Annotated in this window: 19 protein-coding genes; 11 read left to right on the top strand and 8 right to left on the bottom strand. The window is 66.9% G+C overall.

The window, feature by feature from the left end; genetic code table 11:
* Nucleotides 1–4 precede the first annotated feature (4 nt).
* The gene (locus HV766_RS21595; protein ID WP_054452782.1) at nucleotides 5–451 is read left to right on the top strand and encodes an SRPBCC family protein; all 447 of its coding nucleotides are present in this window, start codon (nucleotides 5–7) and stop codon (nucleotides 449–451) included.
* Between the two features lie 19 nt (nucleotides 452–470).
* Here HV766_RS21595 and HV766_RS21590 read toward each other — a convergent pair whose 3' ends face one another.
* Complete coding sequence (locus tag HV766_RS21590; RefSeq protein WP_119449963.1) at nucleotides 471–1,055, bottom strand: SAM-dependent methyltransferase; 585 nt, start codon at nucleotides 1,053–1,055, stop codon at nucleotides 471–473.
* Between the two features lie 125 nt (nucleotides 1,056–1,180).
* On the opposite strand from HV766_RS21590, the gene HV766_RS21585 reads away from it, so the two are divergent.
* Nucleotides 1,181–1,636 carry a DUF1801 domain-containing protein gene (locus HV766_RS21585; RefSeq protein ID WP_175181810.1) on the top strand — a complete coding sequence of 152 codons (456 nt, stop codon included), beginning with the start codon at nucleotides 1,181–1,183 and terminating at the stop codon, nucleotides 1,634–1,636.
* 38 nt (nucleotides 1,637–1,674) lie between these two features.
* On the opposite strand, the gene HV766_RS21580 is transcribed toward HV766_RS21585, so the two are convergent.
* Entirely contained in the window at nucleotides 1,675–2,631 is a 957-nt protein-coding gene (locus tag HV766_RS21580; RefSeq protein WP_175181809.1) for a LysR family transcriptional regulator, read from the bottom strand.
* A gap of 160 nt (nucleotides 2,632–2,791) precedes the next feature.
* Between HV766_RS21580 and HV766_RS21575 the strand changes: the two genes are divergently transcribed.
* Nucleotides 2,792–3,802 (top strand): Bug family tripartite tricarboxylate transporter substrate binding protein, encoded by a 1,011-nt coding sequence (locus HV766_RS21575; RefSeq protein ID WP_175181808.1) that lies wholly within the window; start codon nucleotides 2,792–2,794, stop codon nucleotides 3,800–3,802.
* A 27-nt stretch (nucleotides 3,803–3,829) separates the two neighbouring features.
* Nucleotides 3,830–5,545: an N-acyl-D-amino-acid deacylase family protein gene (locus HV766_RS21570; RefSeq protein ID WP_175181807.1), complete on the top strand. Its 1,716-nt coding sequence runs from the start codon at nucleotides 3,830–3,832 to the stop codon at nucleotides 5,543–5,545.
* A 34-nt stretch (nucleotides 5,546–5,579) separates the two neighbouring features.
* Here HV766_RS21570 and HV766_RS21565 read toward each other — a convergent pair whose 3' ends face one another.
* Nucleotides 5,580–6,500: a LysR family transcriptional regulator gene (locus tag HV766_RS21565; RefSeq protein ID WP_125470557.1), complete on the bottom strand. Its 921-nt coding sequence runs from the start codon at nucleotides 6,498–6,500 to the stop codon at nucleotides 5,580–5,582.
* Between the two features lie 140 nt (nucleotides 6,501–6,640).
* On the opposite strand from HV766_RS21565, the gene HV766_RS21560 reads away from it, so the two are divergent.
* Nucleotides 6,641–7,045: a RidA family protein gene (locus tag HV766_RS21560; RefSeq protein WP_054452797.1), complete on the top strand. Its 405-nt coding sequence runs from the start codon at nucleotides 6,641–6,643 to the stop codon at nucleotides 7,043–7,045.
* Between the two features lie 15 nt (nucleotides 7,046–7,060).
* Here the strand turns inward: HV766_RS21560 and HV766_RS21555 are convergent, their stop codons facing one another.
* Nucleotides 7,061–7,708, bottom strand: a complete 648-nt coding sequence (locus HV766_RS21555; RefSeq protein ID WP_225589268.1) for an IclR family transcriptional regulator — start codon at nucleotides 7,706–7,708, stop codon at nucleotides 7,061–7,063.
* A 94-nt stretch (nucleotides 7,709–7,802) separates the two neighbouring features.
* Here HV766_RS21555 and HV766_RS21550 point away from each other — a divergent pair, with 94 nt between their 5' ends.
* Together HV766_RS21550 and HV766_RS21545 are read left to right on the top strand one after the other, a co-directional pair.
* On the top strand, nucleotides 7,803–8,771 hold the full coding sequence (locus HV766_RS21550) for a Bug family tripartite tricarboxylate transporter substrate binding protein (protein WP_119449967.1): 969 nt from the start codon (nucleotides 7,803–7,805) through the stop codon (nucleotides 8,769–8,771).
* Nucleotides 8,772–8,785: 14 nt separating this feature from the next.
* A complete protein-coding gene (locus tag HV766_RS21545; protein ID WP_175181806.1) occupies nucleotides 8,786–9,661 on the top strand; it encodes a TauD/TfdA dioxygenase family protein in 876 nt (291 codons plus the stop codon).
* 27 nt (nucleotides 9,662–9,688) lie between these two features.
* On the opposite strand, the gene HV766_RS21540 is transcribed toward HV766_RS21545, so the two are convergent.
* Nucleotides 9,689–10,168, bottom strand: coding sequence for a thioesterase family protein (locus HV766_RS21540; protein ID WP_119449968.1), 480 nt, complete (start codon nucleotides 10,166–10,168; stop codon nucleotides 9,689–9,691).
* Nucleotides 10,169–10,528: 360 nt separating this feature from the next.
* Here HV766_RS21540 and HV766_RS21535 point away from each other — a divergent pair, with 360 nt between their 5' ends.
* Nucleotides 10,529–11,083, top strand: coding sequence for a hypothetical protein (locus HV766_RS21535; protein ID WP_054452807.1), 555 nt, complete (start codon nucleotides 10,529–10,531; stop codon nucleotides 11,081–11,083).
* Between the two features lie 64 nt (nucleotides 11,084–11,147).
* Here the strand turns inward: HV766_RS21535 and HV766_RS21530 are convergent, their stop codons facing one another.
* On the bottom strand, nucleotides 11,148–12,128 hold the full coding sequence (locus HV766_RS21530) for a GlxA family transcriptional regulator (RefSeq protein ID WP_054452809.1): 981 nt from the start codon (nucleotides 12,126–12,128) through the stop codon (nucleotides 11,148–11,150).
* Between the two features lie 170 nt (nucleotides 12,129–12,298).
* Between HV766_RS21530 and HV766_RS21525 the strand changes: the two genes are divergently transcribed.
* Together HV766_RS21525 and HV766_RS21520 are read left to right on the top strand one after the other, a co-directional pair.
* Nucleotides 12,299–12,655, top strand: coding sequence for a DUF1428 domain-containing protein (locus HV766_RS21525; protein WP_054452811.1), 357 nt, complete (start codon nucleotides 12,299–12,301; stop codon nucleotides 12,653–12,655).
* A gap of 51 nt (nucleotides 12,656–12,706) precedes the next feature.
* Entirely contained in the window at nucleotides 12,707–13,210 is a 504-nt protein-coding gene (locus tag HV766_RS21520; protein WP_054452813.1) for a VOC family protein, read from the top strand.
* Here the strand turns inward: HV766_RS21520 and HV766_RS21515 are convergent.
* Nucleotides 13,207–13,728, bottom strand: coding sequence for a DUF1993 domain-containing protein (locus tag HV766_RS21515; protein WP_175181805.1), 522 nt, complete (start codon nucleotides 13,726–13,728; stop codon nucleotides 13,207–13,209). The genes HV766_RS21520 and HV766_RS21515 overlap by 4 nt on opposite strands.
* Before the next feature lie 113 nt (nucleotides 13,729–13,841).
* The gene (locus HV766_RS21510; RefSeq protein WP_054452817.1) at nucleotides 13,842–14,924 is read right to left on the bottom strand and encodes an extracellular catalytic domain type 1 short-chain-length polyhydroxyalkanoate depolymerase; all 1,083 of its coding nucleotides are present in this window, start codon (nucleotides 14,922–14,924) and stop codon (nucleotides 13,842–13,844) included.
* Between the two features lie 209 nt (nucleotides 14,925–15,133).
* On the opposite strand from HV766_RS21510, the gene trhA reads away from it, so the two are divergent.
* Complete coding sequence (gene trhA, locus HV766_RS21505) at nucleotides 15,134–15,778, top strand: PAQR family membrane homeostasis protein TrhA (RefSeq protein ID WP_119449971.1); 645 nt, start codon at nucleotides 15,134–15,136, stop codon at nucleotides 15,776–15,778.
* Nucleotides 15,779–15,788 lie beyond the last annotated feature (10 nt).

Here is a 15,788-nt window from a genome sequence, read left to right as displayed (position 1 = left end):
TACCATGACTACCGGAACCGTAACCCTGCATCGCGTCATGCGCGCGCCGGCCGAACGCATCTATCGGGCCTTCCTGGAACCCGACGCGATCGCGCGCTGGCTCCCTCCTTACGGCTACACCTGCCAGGTCCATCAACTGGATGCAAAGGTCGGCGGCATGCACAAGATGTCGTTCCGCAACTTCGGCACGGGCCACAGCCACGACTTCGGCGGCGAGTACCTGGAATTGTCGCCGGGCCAGAAGATCCGGTACTCGGACCAGTTCGACGATCCGAACCTGCCCGGCCGCATGCAGACCACCGTTACGCTGCGGCAGGTCGCCTGCGGCACGGAGGTAAGCATCGTGCAGGAAGGCATACCGGCGGCGATACCGCCGGAGATGTGCTACCTGGGCTGGCAGGAGTCGCTGGCGCAGCTGATGCGGCTGGTCGAACCGGAGATTCCCGATTGAGGAGTGGGCCTGGCCGCCCTCACGTCTTTCTGGCGATGAACTGCACCACGCATGCCGGACCCGTGTGGAATATGCCTTCGACCACGTCGCGTTCGATTTCCTGCGAAAGCAGCACCTGGCAATTCGGGAAGTCCTGCTCCAGGTCCTCGCGCGCCATGAGCATGTCCGCATCTGGAGGCCCGCCCGTGCCGCGACCCAACTGCGCTTTCCGGTATGCCTCCAGCAGGATGATGCCGCCTGGCCGCAGGGAGCGTTCCGCCAGGCGGTGCAGCCTCCTGCGCACGTGGCTGGGCATGTGGGCGAAGATCGACACCACCGCGCCGAAGGATGCCGGCGGCGGCTCGTACCCGGCGAAGTCCGCCGTTTCGGTGCGGATCGATACGCCCTTCGCCCCCGCCAGCCTGCGCGCCTTGGCGAGTCCAACGGCGGAGCCGTCCACACCAAGCACGTCCAGGCCCAGCGAGGCCAGGAAGACGGCGTTGCGCCCCTCTCCCTCGGCCAGGCTGAGCACCGGCCCGGACAGCAAGCCGGCGTTTTCCGCCAGGAAAGCGTTCGGCTCGGTTCCATACACGTATTCGTCGACGGCGTAGCGTTCATCCCACATATGCTTGAACTCCCAGGTTGTTGGTCACGGCTCAGGGCAAGGGAACACTCCCGTCCGTCTCGTGCCGGAATGCAGATAGTCTTTCACTTCAAGTCGACTTGAGGTCAAGCGAAAGGAGCCCACGCATGGCAGAAAAATCCACGGCGAAATCCGTGAAGGCCACCAAGAATGCAGGTTCGCAACCCGTCCTGCTGTCCGGCGGCAATCCGCAGATCGCCAAGGGCGCGGGCGACGCGCCGGTGCAGGCCTATATCGCGGCCATGCCTGGCTGGAAGAGCGATCTCGGACGCCGCCTGGACGCCTTGATCGAGCGCGCAGCGCCCGGCGTGCAGAAGGCGGTCAAGTGGAATTCGCCGCTGTATGGCATGGACGGCCAGGCCTGGTTCCTGAGCATCCATTGCTTTACCAAGTACGTGAAGGTGGCGTTCTTTCGCGGCGCGCAGCTGCGGCCCGTGCCGCCCGCACCGTCCAAGAGCCAGGACACGCGCTATCTGGATATCCGTGAGGACGATGAGCTGGACGAAGCGCAGTTCATGGACTGGGTGCAGCAGGCCAGCGCGCTGCCCGGCGAGCGGATGTAGGCGCGGCCCCTGGCATTCAGCCCCCTTGGGCCGCGACGCTAGCGCCGCGCCCGGCGCGTTTTCCCGGAGACGGCCTGCGGCGCGGCCGCGCCCGACAGCAGGTCCTGCACCAGCTCGATGACCCGCTCGGCGGTCGGGGACAGGGTACGGCGCGCGCGGTGGATGACGCTGTAGGTCAGCGGGCCGGCGGCGGGATAGGACAGCGGCAAGGGCTCCAGCACACCCTGCGCAAGTTCGGACGCGATAGCCTCGCGCGTGCAGAACAGCACCACGTCGCTGCCCAGCGCCACCTCGCGCAACGTCGCGACGCTATCGCATTCGAAGGCGATGGGCAGGTCTTCCGGCCGTGCCACCTGATACAGCCGGGCCAGGTACTCGCGCGCCCGCAGCGGCAGGTCGGTGGCGGCCAGCCGGTACTGCGCCAGCGCGGCGCGCAGGCGCGGCTTGCCCAGGCCCTGCAGCGGATGGCCGGCGCGCGTGAACAGGCCGCCATGCTGCGGAGGCAAGGGCCGCACCGCAAAGTCGTCGGGCGGCGGCAGGCTGTGCGTCACGGCCACCGCGAAATCCAGCTTGTCCTGCAGCAGCTTGTCCAGCAGGCGCTGCCAGCTTTCGATCTCGACGTGCACGCTCAGGCCCGGATGCTCGCGCGCGATGCGCACCAGCAGCGGCGACAGGAATCCGGCCGCCGGAAACGCCCCCACGCCCAGGTTCACCCGGCCGGTGTCGTGGCCGCGGATCAACTCGGCTTCGCGCCGCAGGTCGCGGGTTTCTGCCAGGATGCGCTGCGCGCGCTCCAGCACCATGCGCCCGGCCTGCGTGGGCGTGACGCCCGTGGACGCCCGGTCCACCAGCACCAGGCCCAGCGAGTCCTCCAGCGACTGGATGCTGCGCGTCAGCGCGGACTGCGTCAGATGCAGCCGCTGCGCCGCGCGGGAGTAGTGCTTTTCCTCGACGAGCACGGCGTAGTGCTGGAGCGACCGTATTGTGAGGCTCATGTATTTTTCTCATCAATATTGCGCCAAATATGCATTTGATTGACCGCAAAGGCAAGACTACAAAAGACTTGCAGCGACGGAAGATTGCAGCACCGGCGCCCTGTGGTGAACCTCATTCCAGAGCAATGCCAGACATTGCCTACCCCCAGGAGGAGACAAGATGAACCGCAAGTCGTTCTTGAAGCTGTTGGGTAGCGGCGGGGCTGCCATGCTGGGCGCCCTGGCCTGTCTTTCGGCGGCCGCCGCCCCCGTCACCCAGGCGCCGCCCTGGCCTGGCGGCGGCAAGCCCATCCGCCTGGTAGTGCCGTTTCCGGCCGGGTCCGGGTCCGACGCGCTGGCGCGCATGCTGGCGATGAAGGTCACGCAACGCACCGGGGCGCCGGTCATCGTCGACAACAAGCCCGGCGCGGGCACGATGATAGGCGCGCAGGAAGTGGCCCGCGCCAACCCCGATGGCTACACCCTGCTCTACACCATCGTCGTCACGCACACGCAGAATCCGCATCTGTACAAGAAGCTGCCCTACGACCCTGTCAAGGACTTCACTCCGGTCATCCAGGTGGTGCGCTCGGCCACCGTGCTGGTCGCCAACAAGGACGCGCCCTTTTCGACCACGGCGCAGATGATCGACTACGCGCGGGCCAATCCTGGCAAGCTGAACTTCGCTTCCTACAGCCCGGGGTCCACCTCGCATCTGAACGGCGAAATACTCAAGCAGCAGACCGGCATCGACATCGTGCACGTCCCCTACAAGGGCACGGCCGACGCCAGCCGCGCGCTGCTGGCGGGCGAGGTCCAGGTCTATTTCGACGGCACGGCCACCGCCGTGGAAAACGCGCGCGCCGGCAAGGTCAAGCTGCTGGGTCCGGCCACCGACCGCCGCCTGAGCGTGCTGCCGGACCTGCCGACCCTGAAGGAACAAGGCATACCCGGGCTGGACATCGTCGGCTGGCAAGGCATCTTCGGCCCCGGCGACATGCCGCCCGCGCTGGCCGAGCGCGTGGCCCAGGTGTTCCGCGAGGCGTTGGACACGCCCGAGGTGACCCAGAGCATCGTGTCGCAGGGCAATGAGGTCAGCGGCGCGGGACCGAAGGAATTCTCGCAGATCGTCCAGCAGGACAGCGAACGCTGGGGCGCGGTGATCAAGCGCATCGGCCTGGTCCTGCAATAACCCGGCGCGTATCGAAAGGAGAGCGCAATGCATGATCTGGTCATACGCGGCGGCACCATCGTCGATGGGTCGGGCCGGCCCCGCTACCAGGCGGACCTGGCGATCGAGGAGGGACGCGTGGTCCAGGCCGCAGGCCGGGCCGGCGCGGCGCGCCGCGAGATCCGCGCCGACGGCTGCCTGGTGGCGCCGGGCTGGGTGGACATCCACACCCACTACGACGGCCAGGCCACCTGGGACCCGTATCTCAGCCCATCGACCTGGCACGGCGTCACCACGGCCATCATGGGCAATTGCGGCGTGGGCTTCGCCCCCGTCAAGCCAGAGCGGCGCGAATGGCTGATCAAGGTCATGGAGGGCGTCGAGGACATCCCCGGCTCGGTGCTGTCCGAGGGCATCCAGTGGGACTGGGAGACCTTTCCCGAATACCTGGACGCGCTGGACCGCCGCCCCAAGGCGCTGGACGTGGGCGCCCAGATCCCGCACAGCGCCGTGCGCGCCTACGTGATGGGCGAACGCGCCATCCACCACGACGAGGCCTCGCCCAGCGACCTGATCGCCATGCGCGAAGTGGTGCGCGAAGCGCTGACCGCCGGCGCGGTGGGCTTCTCCACCTCGCGCACCTTCCTGCACAAGTACGACGAACGCAAGTATCCGCCCGGCACCTTCGCCACCGGCGAGGAGATCACCGCCCTGGGCTCGGTCATGGGCGAAGTCGGGCATGGCGTGTTCCAGATGACCGCCAACCATCCCGCCATGGAAGGCGAAATGCCGTGGCTGGAGCAGCTGGCGCGCCACAACCGCCTGCCCGTGCTGTTCAACCTGCAGCAGACCGACGCCGCGCCCGACGTCTGGAAGCAGATCGCCGGCAGCCTGGACCGCGCGCACCGCGCAGGCGTGCCGCTGCTGGCAGGCATCAGCGGACGTCCGCTGGGCATCCTGTTTTCGTGGCAGAGCACGCTGCACCCGTTCATCGCGCATCCCAGCTATCAGGCGCTGCATGCCCTGCCGCTGGCGGAAAAGCTGGCCCGCCTGCGCGACCCCGCCACGCGCAGCCGCATCATGAACGAACAGCGCGGCCTCCTGGACCGCCGCGCTGAAACGCTGTTCAGCAGCTTCCACAAGATCTTCCGCCTGGGCAGCGATCCCGACTACGAACCGCTGCCCGGGGAAAGCGTGGCCGCAATGGCGCAACGCAGCGGCCGCGCGCCGCTGGAGATCGTCTATGACCTGATGCTGGAGAACGAGGGCCAGGCGATCCTCTACTACCCGTCCTTCAACTATTCGTACGAGAACCTGGACCACCTGCACCAGCTGATGCAGCAGCCCTACACGGTCAACAGCCTGTCCGACGGCGGCGCGCATTGCGGCTACATCTGCGACGTGAGCATGCCCACCTTCATGCTCAGCCACTGGACCCGCGACCGCCGCCGCGGCCCGCTGCTGGAACTGGAGCATGTGGTCAAGCGCCAGACGCGCGACACCGCCAGCGTGTACGGGCTGCTGGACCGCGGCCTGCTGCAGCCCGGCTACAAGGCCGACGTCAACATCATCGATCCCGATGCGGTGCGCGTGCACTGCCCGGAGATGGTGTTCGACCTGCCGGGCGGCGGCCGCCGTTTGATCCAGCGCGCCGACGGCTACGTGGCCACGCTGGTCAATGGCCTGCCGATCTTCGAAGGCGGCGCGGCCACCGGCGAACTGCCGGGCAAGCTGCTGCGCGGAGCGCGCAGCCAGCAGGCTTGAAAGACGCGAAGCCGGCCCGCGCCGCGCGCCAGTCTCAGGCGCGCGGTCGGTCCGGCGTGTACTGCCCCAACAGCCCGGCGACCCAATCGATGAACACGCGCAGCTTGGCGCTCACGTGCCGGTTGGGCGGAAACGCCACGTACATCGGCATGGAATCCAGGCGCCAGTCCTGGAACAGCGGCACCAGCTCGCCGCTGTCGACGTGAGCGCGTGACATGTAGTCCGGCAACCACAGCACGCCCAGCCCGGCCAGGCCGGCCGCCAGATAGGCGTTGCCGTCGTCGACCGCCAGCACGTAGCGCCCGTGCACCTTGAGGCTTTCGCCGCCGCGGCGCATGGCGTAGGGCAAAGCCTTGCCGTTGCGCGCCCACAGAAAGCCCACGATACGGTGATGCGTGTCCTCCAGCTCGCGCGGATGCGCCGGCGTGCCTGCGCGCTTCAGGTACTCCGGCGCCGCGTACACGCCAAGCAGCAAGTCGCCCACGCGCCGTGCCATCAGCGACTGGTCGGTGAGTTCGCCGCCGCGCACCACGCAGTCGACGTTCTCGCCGATCAGATCGACGATCCGGTCGCTCACGCCCATGTCCAGCTGGATGTCGGGATATTGCGCATGGAACGCCGGCAAGGCCGGCACCAGGATCATGCGCGCCAGCGGGCTGGGCACGTCCACGCGCAAACGCCCCCGCGGCACCGCCGACGCCCCGGACAGGCTGGTCTCGGCATCGTCCATGTCGGCCAGCAGCCTCAGCACGCGCTCATAGTAGGCGGCGCCGTCGGCGGTCACGTTGACCTTGCGGGTGGTGCGGTTCAGCAGCTTGACGCGCAAGCGCGCCTCCAACTGCTGCACCAGTTGCGTCACGCTGGTCTTGCTCATGTGCAAGGTCTCGGCCGCCTTGGTGAAGCTGCCGGTTTCCACCACGCGGACGAAGGCCTGCATCGCGTCGAAACGGTCCATCTCTGCTCCCGCTCTCCCTGATTATTTGGATTCTACAAACAGTGATGGACGGACTTGCCCGTTTATCGCGGCAACGGGGGCACCTAAAGTGCCTACATCGTCAATCCCGGGCCGGATGCGGCCCATAGATGGAGATAGCCATGACCCAACGCGACGTTGTTTTTCCCCCGGGGCGTCACGCCTTGTATGAGCGCGACCGCTATTCACCCGCAATTCGTTCCAATGGATTCCTGTTCGTCTCGGGACAGGTGGGCAGCCGCGAGGACGGCACGCCCGAGCCCGACCTGCAGGAGCATGTGCGGCTTGCGTTCCGCAATCTGCAAGCCATCCTGGCGGCGGCCGGCAGCAGCTTCGATGACGTGGTCGACGTGACGGTGTTCATGGTCGACCCGGCATCCCGGTTCGAGACGATCTGGCAGGTGGTGCCGGAATTCTGGGGCGTGGCGCCGTACCCGGCCCTGACCGCGGTGGGCGTGACCTGGCTCAATGGTTTCGACTTCGAGATCAAGGTGATCGCGAAACTGCCGCAGACGGCCCAGGACTGATCCGGGCCGTCGCGCTCACACCACGCCGACCCGGATCACACCAGCGATGGTCTGCGCCGCCTGTTGCAAGGCGGGCACCATGTCCGCTTCCAGCCGGTTCCCTGCCACTTCCGGGGCGGCCACCGAAATCCCCACCGACAACAGGCGCGAGCCGGCCTGCGGCACGGGCACGGCCACCGACACCTGGTTGCTGTCCGGATAGTCGAACCGGGTCCACTCCCCCGGCCCCAGGCGCAAGCCGCCGGCCAGCGCGCTCGCCGGCGGCAGCACGCTGCCCACGCGCAGGTTCATCACCACCAGGCGGCGGCGCTCGGCCGGCGCCATGGCGCGGCCGATGATGATCACGCCTTCGGGGTTGGCCTCGCCCAGGTTGGACGTGCCTGAATAGGCGTCGGCCAGGTTCTGCAGGATCTCCTGCACGGCGTCCGTCACTCCCAGGCTCTCCATGGCCGCGAACCCCAGCTCGAAAACCAGCGGCGTAAGCCGCCAGCGGCTGTCTTCGCGCGCCGCGTAGCCCTCTTCTTCCAGCGTCTGCAGAAACCGCAGCACGGTCGCGTGCGGCAGGTCGACCGCGCGCGCAAGTTCGGCCAGCGTGGGTCGGCCGTTGCCGCGGAAGGCCCGCATGATGGATAGACACCGCTGAATCGATCTATTATTCTTCAATCGTTCACCTGATAAACGTATTGATCACTAGGTGAACAATACACATAAACGATGCTCCCGGCAAGACCGGCGAGCCCGGGAAGGAGACATAGCTATGAAACGCATCGCACTCGCCTTGGCGGCGGGTCTCGTGTTCTGTACGGGATCCGCCGCAGCGCAAGCAAGCTGGCCCGCGCAGCCGGTCAAATGGATCGTGCCCTACCCGCCGGGCGGATCGACCGACATGCTGGCCCGCTTGGTCAGCCACAAGCTCGGCGAACGGTTGGGCCAGCCAGTCATCGTCGAGAACAAGGCGGGGGCCGGCGGCAACATAGGCACCGATTTCGCGGTCAAGCAGCCGGCCGACGGCTACACCATCGTGATGGGCAATATCGGCCCCATTTCCATCAACCCCGCCCTCTACCCGGACCTGCCCTACAAGCCGCAGCGGGACCTGGCGCCCGTCACGATGCTGATGAGCGTGCCCAACCTGCTGGTGGTCAATCCCGCGTTGCCGGTGCGTTCGGTGCAGGAACTGATCGCCTACGCGAAGAAATCGAAAGCGCCGCTGGACTACGCCACCCCCGGCGCGGGCACCTCGCTGCACCTGGCGGGCGAATTGTTCGCCGCGTCGGCGGGCGTGCGCCTGACCCACGTGCCCTACCGCGGCAGCGCGCCGGGCTTGAACGACACCGTGGCGGGCCACGTGCCGATGATGTTCGACAACATGCCCTCGGCGCTGCAACTGGTGAAGGCCGGCAAGCTGCGCGCGCTGGCGATCACCAGCACGGCGCGCTCGCCGCAGCTGCCCGACGTGCCGACGATGGCCGAGGCAGGCCTGCCGGGCTACGAGATCGCCGGATGGTTCGGCGTGCTGGCGCCTGCCGCCACGCCCAAGCCCATCATCGAACGCCTGAACAAGGAACTGCTGGCCGTGCTGGCCATGCCCGACGTGCGCGAACAGATAGGCGCCATGGGCGGCATCATTTCGGCCGAAGGGCCGGCGGACTTCGGCCGCTACATCGCGGCGGAAACCGACAAGTGGGGCGCGCTGGTGAGCAAGGCGCAGATCAAGCTTCAATAGGCAAGGAGACAAGCATGACCACGTATCGCCATCTGGAAACCCAACCGATAGCCGGCGCGCTGGGCGCCGAGATCCGCGGCATCGACCTGTCGCGGCCGCTATCGGACGATCAGTTCGACGAAGTGCGCAACGCACTGCACGAGCACCTGGTGGTGTTCTTCCGCGACCAGCAGTTGACGCCGCAGCAGCACATCGATTTCAGCTCGCGCTTCGGCGAGCTGCTGGAAGTGCCCTTCGTGCGGGCGCTGGAAGGACACCCGACCATCCTGCCCGTGATGAAAGGCCGCGCGGAAACCACCCGGCGCCTGTTCGGCGGCCTGTGGCACACGGACATGAGCTATGCCGAAGAGCCGCCGCTGGGCTCGGCGCTATACGGCCGCGTCATTCCGCCCTACGGCGGCGACACCATGTGGGCGAACATGTACCGCGCCTACGACGCGCTGTCGGACCGGCTGAAGCAGATACTGGACGGGCTGGGCGCTGTGCACAGCGCGGTGCGCTCCTATGGCGCGGGTGGCGCGGTGGTGAACAACGGCGACCCGGCCCACAAGATGGACGTGCGCACCGACGACCGCGCCGCCAGCGAAGTGATCCACCCCGTGGTGCGCGTGCACCCGGCCACCGGCAAAAAGGCGCTGTATGTGAACAGCACCTATACATTGCGCTTTGACGGCATGACCCAGGAAGAAAGCGAACCCCTGCTGCAGTTCCTGTACCGCCACGCGGCGCGGCCGGAGTTCACCTGCCGCTTCCGCTGGGCGCCGGGCTCGCTGGCGCTTTGGGACAACCGCTGCACCCAGCACCTGGCCATGAACGACTATGACGGCTTCGACCGCGAGATGCACCGCACCACGATCTCGGGCGACCGGCCGATCGCGGTCGCGCGCTGAACGGTCGGGCCGGTCAGGCGGGATGACTCAACGCGGCGGCTTCAGCGGCAAGAGCCGCCGGTAGCCCGCCGGCAGCGGCTGTGCGGCGTGCTCCGTGACGGTGCGCGCCAGCCGCTGCGCCAACTCCGGCGGAAACGGCTTGGCGCGCCGCGTTTCCAGATCCACATGCAGCGACAGCTGCTCCATGGTGGCCGCGACGTAACCGTCGCGGGTCTGCATCAGCTCCATCAGACACAGCAGGCGCTTGTCGTCCGCTTCCAGCAGCCGGATGCGCAACGCGAGCGGATCGCCCGCCAGCACTTCACGCAGATAAGCCACGTGCACGTTCATCGTGTAGATGCCGCAGCGCGTGGCCTCGGTGTAGTCCAGCCCCACCCCGACCTCGCGCAGCAACTGGAAGCCGACGCGGTCGAAGATGCCCACGTAATGGGCGGCATTCATGTGGCCGTACTCGTCGATCCAGGCGGGATCCACGCTCAGGGTCGTGGACGGAAGGGCTGATGTCATGGTTTCCTCGGCGGCGGGGTTGTAATCAGCCCATGACCTTAGCCGACGTCCGCTGGCGGATCAACGTCTGCGTCGTCGCGGCGGAAGGTCCGCCGAAGGTGGTCCGTCCTGTGCGCCGCGCGCCAGCCGGCCATCGCCCATCGAACTACTTCTTTGCGCCAGCCGGCGCCGGCCAGACGGCCGATGCATCGCTGCGCCGCCGGAACAATAGTCCATACGTGCACGGTCACCTTGCCGATAGGCGAACGGCGTCATATCCCGCACCCTGGCGGACAGGCGTAAATAGACAAGTTCGCGTCTTGATTCTCAAGGCGACGCTGACAACGCGCGGGGGCGCGCGCTCGAGGTCGGGGAACCAAGATGAATATCCTGTTGGCGTTCGCGCCGTTCATCGTGTTTGTCATCATTGAAAGAACCGTCGGTGTGCTGGAAGGGCTTGCTGCCGGCACCTTCGTATCCGCCGGGCTGGTGCTTCGCGACTGGCTCAGCCCCGAACGGCGCATCAAGATCCTGGAAACCGGCACGCTGCTGCTGTTCACAGGACTGACCCTGTATGCCCCGATGGCGGACGGGGATTCCTGGACGATCGCCCAGGCGCGCCTGCGGGTCGACGCCGGAATACTGGTCCTGGTGTTGCTGACCCTGGCGCTGCGCCGGCCGTTCACACTGGAATATGCGCGGGAAAAAGAGCCGGAATACGTCTGGAAGAACCGCCGCTATGCCCGCATGAACTATGCCGTGGCCACGGCCTGGGCGCTGGCGTTTGCGAGCATGGTGGCGGCCGACGCGCTGCTGCTGTACAAGCCCCAATTGCCGCAGGCGGTCGCCATCGCAGTGACGGTGGCGGCGCTGGCCGGCGCAATGAAATTCACCGCTTGGTATCCGGACAGGGTGTCGGCGACCACGCTAAGGTAGCGCGCCCGAACCCGCAGATGTCGCGGCGCGCGATACCCGGTCGCACCGCATTGCGCTAAAGCCGCTACTGGAAGTGGTAGCGCTCGCGATAGCCCACCGGCGACATGCCGCAGTACTTGTTGAAAATATCCCGGAAGGCCTTGGTGTCGTTGTAGCCGACTTCGTACATGACTTCGGCCACGCTCTTGCGCGAGGTCTCCAGGCGCTTCTTGGCCGCTTCCACGCGCACCCGCTGCACGTACTCGACGATGCTGTTGCCGGTTGCCTGGCGAAAGCGGCGCTCCAGCGTGCGGCGTCCCATGGCGTGGCGGTCCGCCAGTTCCTCGACGGTGATTTTTTCCGTGTAGCGGCCTTCGATGTAATCCTGCACCGCGCGCACGACCTCGTCTGCGTGGGCCTTCTGCCCCACGAACACCGCGAATGGCAACTGGCTCTGGCGGCTCCAGTCCAGCTGGAAGTACTTGGCGCACCAGATGGCGGTGTCGCGGTCGGTGTACTTTTCGATCAGATGCAGCACCAGGTGCGCGGCTGAGAACGCGCCGCCGCTGGTGTAGATACCGTTGTCCGCCATGACGACGCGGTCGCTGACCCATTGCACGTTGGGAAACAGGCTGGCGTAGAGGTTCTGCGCCACCCAGTGGACCACCGCCTGCTGGCCGTCCAGGACGCCGCCCGCCGCCAGCAACGCGGCGCCCATGCACAGGCTGGCGACTTCGCCGCCATCGCGGTGATGGCGTGACAGCCATTCGATCAGTTCGCGGTTGGACAACACCGCGTCGGACACCGAGCCCAGCAGCGGCGGCGCGATGCAGATGTCGATGTCGTGGGCATCGGCCAGGACCATGTCGGCCTGCACCGTGATGCGGCCTTGGTCCAGGCGGACTTCGCGGTTCACGGCCAGGGTGCGCACCGTGAACCGGGGTTCGCGCCCGTGCGCAGCCAGGTATTCGTTGGCGACCAGGAAGCCATGCCTGGCGGTTTCCAGCGAGGCGATGTTCGCCCCCAGGGGCAGTAGGAAGGCGACGTTTTTCATCCTGCAAAGCATACGCCTGCCAGCTGTCGCAATCCACCCTCAAGATTGTCGCAATCGCCTATCTGAGATCGCCGCCGATCCCGATACAGTGACACTTACCGGAATGAGATCCGGGCAGCGCCAGGGGCGGCTTGCGGGGCGTCCTGGCGCGGAACAGAACAACGTGGATCAAGGAGTTACTGATGGAAAAGTATGTAGACGGCTTCCTGCTGCCCGTGCCCAAGGCCAACCTCGAAACCTACCGGAAGATGGCGCAGCAGGCGCAGACAGTGTGGCTGGAGCACGGCGCCCTCGACTACCGGGAATGCGTGGCCGAAGAGATCGACAAGGAAGGTTTCGCCGCATTCAGCGCCGCTGCCGGCGCGCGCGAGGACGAGACGGTAGTGTTCGCCTGGATCACCTACGCCAACAAGGCGGAGCGCGACCGGATCAACGCCAAGGTCATGTCGGACCCGCGCCTGGCCGAGAACTGCTGCGAAGGCGTGTTCGATTTCAAGCGCATGTGCTGGGGCGGCTTCGCCACACTGGTAGGCAACTGAGGCGGCAGGATCTTTCCCGCCCGTTCAAACGCAACAATCTGGAGATACCTCATGGCTAACCCTGCAAGCAAACCCATACCCGAAGGCATGCATACGCTCACCCCGCACATCGTGTGCGAAGGCGCGGCGCAGGCCATCGACTTCTACAAGAAAGCCTTCAACGCCGAGGAGCTGGCCCGGCTGCCCGGCCCCAACGGCAAGATCATGCATGCCGCCATACGCATCGGCGATTCCGTCATGATGCTGATGGACGACTTCCCCGAATGGGGCAGCCTGGGCCCGAAGGCGCTTAAAGGCACGCCCGTCACCCTGCACCTGTACGTGGCCGACGTGGACGCGGCGATGAAACAGGCGGTGGCGGCCGGCGCCCAGGTGACCATGCCCGTGGCGGACATGTTCTGGGGCGACCGCTACGGCCAGGTGGTGGACCCTTGCGGACACCGCTGGTCCATCGCCACGCACAAGTTCGACCTGACGCCGCAAGAAGTCCAGGAGAACATGGCGAAGATGGGGCCGATGGAAGGCTGCGGCGACGCGTCCAAGAAACAGAGTTAGGCGGCCGGCTGCGGATACGGCCCCAGGAAATCCAGCTTGCCGATCTTCACGCCCGCGTGGCGCAGGATGGCGTAGGCCGTCGTGACATGGAAGTAGAAGTTCGGCAGCGCGAACGTCAGCAGGTAGTCGTCGCCGCGGAATTCCTGCTTGACGTCGCCGAACGCCAGCGAAACCTTGCGGCCTTCGGCGCCATCCAGCCGGTCCGCCGGCACGTCCTGCAGATACGCGAGCGTGGCGGCGATGCGCTGCTGCAATTGCTCGAACGTGGTTTCCTCATCCGGAAACTTGGGCGCTTCCACCCGCGACAGGCGCTGCACCGCGAACTTGGACGCGTCGCTGGCGCGCTGGATCTGGCCGCTCAACGGATACATGTCCGGCGCCAGCCGGGCATTGATCAGTTCGGCCGGATCCATGCCGGCGGCGGCCGCGTGGTCGGCGGCCTTTTGCAGTAGCGCGGCCAGCACCTTCAGGCCGCGGACGAAGGCAGGCACGCTGGCCTGATACATGGATAGTGACATGTCGGAGCTCCCTACAGGGACGAGGCGGTTGGCGCGGAATACGCCGGGAACACGCTGATCTTACTGCCGAGGCGGTTACGGAACCGCCACCCGCTGCGCGGGCTGCCCCAGGCCTATTCCGCCTGCCCGCGCGCCACGCGACGGTGCGTCTGGAAGAAGCGCCAGATCAGCGCCGAGGCATCCGGCCCGCTGCGCGCGTGATAGCGCACCGAGGCGTCGCCGCCGCTCCAGGCGTGCTCCACGAGCGTGATTTCGCATAGCCGCAGCAGCGTGCGGCTGCCGCGCAGCATGTCGACGCGGCGGTAGGACTTATCCGTGCCCAACCCCAGCACGCGCTCGACCGGTACGCTTTCGGGCGGCAGATCGTTCACGGCGCGAAACTGTTCGAACAACTGCCGCGCGTTGCGCGGCGCCACCGTAGGATCCAGCTGCCCCTGCAGAATCATGGCGGGCATGCCCAGGCGGAACACCGCCGGGTCCGCGACCTTTTCCAGCAAGGGCAATAACGGCTTGAGCGCGCCGCGCCGCATGGTGCCTATGCCCCCGGTGGCGCTGTGGGCGTCCCCCGCGACCGGCCCGGAATGCATGGCCACGGCGGCAATCAGGCGCGGATGCCGCAATGCCACCAGCGCGGCCATGCCGGCCCCGGCCGAAAGCCCCGCGATGTAGACGCGTTCGGGGTCCAGCGCATGCCTGGCGCACTCCGCGCGGATCAGGGCGGCAATCAGGTCGGCTTCCGCCCCGCCGTGCGCGTCGTCGGGCTGGAACCAGCGCCAGCAACGCTGCACCTGACGGGTCATGGATTGCTGCGGATACAGCACCATGAAGCCGCCCGCGTCGGCCCATTGATTCATGCGCGAACCGCGGGCGAACGACAGCGCCGTCTGCCTGCAGCCGTGCAGCATCACCACCAGCGGCATGCCGGCGCGCGGCGCCGCGGCGGGCGTGTAGCGCGCAAAGGTGAGACGGCGGCCCTGGGCGTCGGAGAATTGCCGGGAGGCTTCCCAGCGGCCCGTCCCCAGCGAAGGCGCGGCGGCGCTGCGGGAAGCGGAGGCCGCAGCGGGCTTGGCGGCCCGGCGCTTGGGCGCGCTGCGCTTCTTGGCGGCCTTGGGCGTGGCCATGCGCATGGCGGCGCGCTGCAGCTTGCCGATTTTCTTCGCGGCCTTGAAAAACAAGTTGGTGAAACTGCGCGCCATTGCTGGGCCTCGGCCAGTAAACCTGCGTTTGCTTGCGCGCTGAATGTATCACAGAGTAACTTCCAGGCAGCGCTTTCGGGACGCCGACGCGCAGGTCGATTTGCAGTAGATCAAACGGATACCGCCTCGACCGCGACCAACCGGCACGCCGCCTTGAGCCACCGCCCCAAAGCGCCTAAGGTGTAGGCTAAACCAACCTAGACGCATTCATGTTTCCCAACGACAGACCCCAGACCCTGGGCGAGGAAATCGCCAACGCCATCAGCCACGGCGTCGGCGCCGCCGGCGCCGTGGCCTCTGCCCCCATCCTGATCCTGGCCGCCGTGCGCCAGGGCGATGCCGCCTTCATCGCGGGCGCCGCGGTCTTCGCCGCGACGATGTGCCTGCTGTACCTGGCGTCCACCATCTATCACGCGCTGCCCAGAAGCCGCGCCAAGCAGCTTTTCAACGTGCTGGACCATTCCGCCATCTATCTGCTGATCGCGGGCACCTACACGCCCTTCGCCCTGGGCGCTTTGCGCGGCCCCTGGGGCTGGACCCTGTTCGGCCTGGTCTGGGGCATGGCCCTGCTGGGAGTCGGGCTGAAAGCCAGCAAACGGCTCAACCGCCCGGCCATCTCCACGGGCCTGTATCTGGCGATGGGCTGGCTGGTGATCATCGCAGTCAATCCGCTGATCGAGCGCGTGCCCACGGGCGGCCTGTGGTGGCTGGTGGCGGGGGGACTGGCCTACACCGGCGGCGTGGCCTTCTTCGTGCTCGACAACCGTTGGCGCTACAGCCATTTCATCTGGCATCTGTTCGTGCTCGCCGGCACCGTGTGCCACTTCTTCGCCGTGCTCTGGTACGCGGCCTGAGGGCCGCCGC

The sequence above is a fragment of the Achromobacter aegrifaciens genome, from assembly GCF_902859735.1.
Taxonomy (GTDB): Bacteria; Pseudomonadota; Gammaproteobacteria; order Burkholderiales; family Burkholderiaceae_B; genus Achromobacter; species Achromobacter aegrifaciens.
This window is presented reverse-complemented; position numbering and strand designations above follow the sequence as displayed.